Source organism: Roseateles sp. P5_B10 (assembly GCF_056400485.1).
This window is the reverse complement of record NZ_JBFULE010000756.1, coordinates 1-2,517: the sequence shown is the minus strand read 5'-3', so window position 1 is coordinate 2,517 and position 2,517 is coordinate 1. Positions and strand designations below refer to the sequence as shown.

The 2,517-nt window shown below is 65.3% G+C and carries 5 protein-coding genes; all 5 read right to left on the bottom strand.

The window, feature by feature from the left end; all coding sequences use genetic code 11:
* Nucleotides 1-212, bottom strand: a 212-nt coding sequence (gene rplI / locus AC1DU6_RS27120; RefSeq protein WP_477860905.1) for a 50S ribosomal protein L9, incomplete at its 3' end; no start/stop codon positions are given.
* A 12-nt stretch (nucleotides 213-224) separates the two neighbouring features.
* Nucleotides 225-515, bottom strand: a complete 291-nt coding sequence (rpsR, locus tag AC1DU6_RS27115; RefSeq protein WP_056198092.1) for a 30S ribosomal protein S18 — start codon at nucleotides 513-515, stop codon at nucleotides 225-227.
* A 45-nt stretch (nucleotides 516-560) separates the two neighbouring features.
* Complete coding sequence (gene priB, locus AC1DU6_RS27110) at nucleotides 561-854, bottom strand: primosomal replication protein N (RefSeq protein WP_056198094.1); 294 nt, start codon at nucleotides 852-854, stop codon at nucleotides 561-563.
* 50 nt (nucleotides 855-904) lie between these two features.
* Nucleotides 905-1,270 (bottom strand): 30S ribosomal protein S6, encoded by a 366-nt coding sequence (gene rpsF, locus AC1DU6_RS27105; protein WP_056198096.1) that lies wholly within the window; start codon nucleotides 1,268-1,270, stop codon nucleotides 905-907.
* A 148-nt stretch (nucleotides 1,271-1,418) separates the two neighbouring features.
* A partial coding sequence (locus tag AC1DU6_RS27100; RefSeq protein ID WP_477860902.1) for a VC_2705 family sodium/solute symporter occupies nucleotides 1,419-2,517 on the bottom strand: 1,099 nt, incomplete at its 5' end.

Genomic DNA, 2,517 nt, shown 5'->3' with positions numbered 1-2,517 from the left:
GCTTCACCCAGTTTCTGGGCTTCGGCCAGCTTGGCAGCAGCAGCCTTTTCGAGTTCCGCACGGCGGACTTCGAATTCCTTGATCGCGGCCTCGGTGGCGCGGCGCGCCTGCTTGGTCGGGATCAGGAAGTTGCGGGCATAACCATCCTTGACCTTGACGACGTCGCCGAGGTTGCCGAGGTTGGACACTTTTTCGAGCAGGATCACTTGCATGTCGTCAGCTCCTTAGACCTTGTGCTGGTCGCTGTACGGCAGCAGGGCCAGGAAGCGCGCGCGCTTGATGGACACCGTCAGCTGACGCTGGAAGAAGGCGCGCGTACCGGTCAGGCGAGCGGGCGTGATCTTGCCGTTTTCGGAGATGAAATCGCGCAGCGTGTCGATGTCCTTGTAGTCGATCTGCTCGACACCGGCGACGGTGAAGCGGCAGAAACGCTTGCGACGGAACAGCAACGATTGTTGGTTGCGCTTGGGCTTCTTGTCTTTGGAGAAGCGACCTTTACCACGTGGCGGGGGCATAGAGGACCTCTGTTAAATCTATCCGGATTCAATCAATTCCGGGTTCTAGGAAGCAGCGGGTTCGATCACGGTGACGTGGGCGATGAAGCCCCGGCCGTTGCGCTGGTGGGTCAGGAAACCGCGGAAGACCGCGATGCCACCGACTCCCAGCGCCTGCAACTGCTTGGCCACCTCGCCCACCGCAACCGCTTTGATCTCCAGCGAGATCTTGCGCGGCTTGCCGGCTTCGATGACTTCGGACTCGGCCTTGAGGCTTGCGTCCAGGGCCATCAGCCCGGCGGGTGTGTAGCGAACTTGTCCGAGTTGCTGGATCTGCGCCTGGAGGTGAAGCTGGTTCACGCCAGGGGCACGCTGCTCGAAAAACCTGGTTCTTTAGCGATGACCTGTGCTCAGGCCGCTTCTTGCGGTTGCGGCGCCTTGCGGGCTTCTTCGCGCTCGACGGCCTTCATCATGACCGAGGGGGTCGCGATGGCCTTGTCCTGAACCACGGTGAGGTGGCGCAACACGGCGTCGTTGAAGCGGAAGCCAGTCTCGAGCTCAGCCAGGACTTCCTTGCTGCACTCGATGTTCAGGCACAGGTAATGGGCCTTGGCGAGCTTCTGGATCAGGTAAGCCATCTGGCGACGGCCCCAGTCCTCAACTCGGTGCACGACACCACCACCGGTGGTGATCAGGCCCTTGTAGCGCTCCAGCATGGCCGGAACTTGTTCGCTTTGATCCGGATGGATCAGCAGAACGATTTCGTAGTGACGCATATTTACTCCTTGTGGATTCCAGCCCGACGGGGTTGCCGGTCTGAGGAAGCCGCGCCACGGCGTCTACACGCGGTACGGCAAGGGGGAACCAAGGATTCTAGCCCGGAAGGGGTGAATGACCAAATCGCCGCCCCTTCACTCTCGTTGATCAGGCCACCGGCCGACTGCGCAGCTTGTCGACGAAATCACGATCGCGCTGGCTGGGCGCGGCTGTCAGCAGGCTGACGAGGGCCAGGACCAGCGCACCGGCGGGCACGCCGAAGAGGCCGGCCGAGGCCGGCTGGATGCCCCAGATCAATGTCGCCGGGCCGGGCAGGCCGATCAGAGCCCGCGCGCCGGGGTGGGCGATGACGAGATAGATCAGGCAGACGACGAGGCCGGTCAACATGCCCGCCAGGGCGCCGGCGCGGTTGGCGCGGCGCCAGAACACGCCGGCGACCAGGGCCGGGAAAAAGGTCGAGCCGGCGATGGAGAAAGCGGCCGTGACGACGGCCAGGATGTCCGCCGGCCGGCTGGATGCCACCGCCGCCGCCGCCAGCGCTGCCGCCAGCAACAAGGCCTTGGACAGCGTGACCCGCCGCGTGCGCGAGGCCTCGGGGTTGATGGCCTTGTAGTAAAGGTCGTGGGACAGCGCGCTGGAGATGGCCAGCAGCAGGCCGTCTGCGGTGGACAACGCAGCCGCCAGCCCACCGGCCGCCACCATGCCCGAGATGACATAGGGCAGGCCGCCCAGCTCTGGCATGACCAGCATGACGAGATCGGGGTGCAGGCGCAGTTCGCCCAGTTGCAGGCGGCCATCACCGTTCAGGTCCACGGCCGACAGCAGGGTCGGGTCGACGCGCTGCCATTGGCGTATCCAGGCAGGCAGTTGGTCGAAGGACGTGCCCACCAAGCTGTTGAAGACCTCGGTCTTGACCATGACGGCCAGGGCCGGCGCCGTCAGATAGAGCAGGCAGATGAAGACCAGGGACCAGGCCACCGACTGGCGCGCCGCGGCGACGGAGCTGGTCGTGTAGTAGCGCGTCAGCAGATGAGGCAGGCCGGCCGTGCCGACCATCAGGCAAAAGGCCAGCGCGATGAAGTTGCGGCGGGCCGCGCTGGCCTGCTCGCGCTCGGGCGGGCTGCCGTCGGGGTTGCCTGCAAAGGGCTGCATATGGGGCACGAGGCCGGACAGCGGCTGGGCGAGCTGAGCCTCGCCCGCCTGCTCGCGCCGCCAGCGCTCCTCGGCCTCGGGGGCTGTGCGCTGC

What these genes read in the sequence shown, in the direction of transcription:
- rpsF (WP_056198096.1), bottom strand. Translation starts at nt 1,270, where the DNA reads ATGCGTCACTACGAAATCGTTCTGCTGATCCATCCGGATCAAAGCGAA.
- rpsR (WP_056198092.1), bottom strand. Translation starts at nt 515, where the DNA reads ATGCCCCCGCCACGTGGTAAAGGTCGCTTCTCCAAAGACAAGAAGCCC.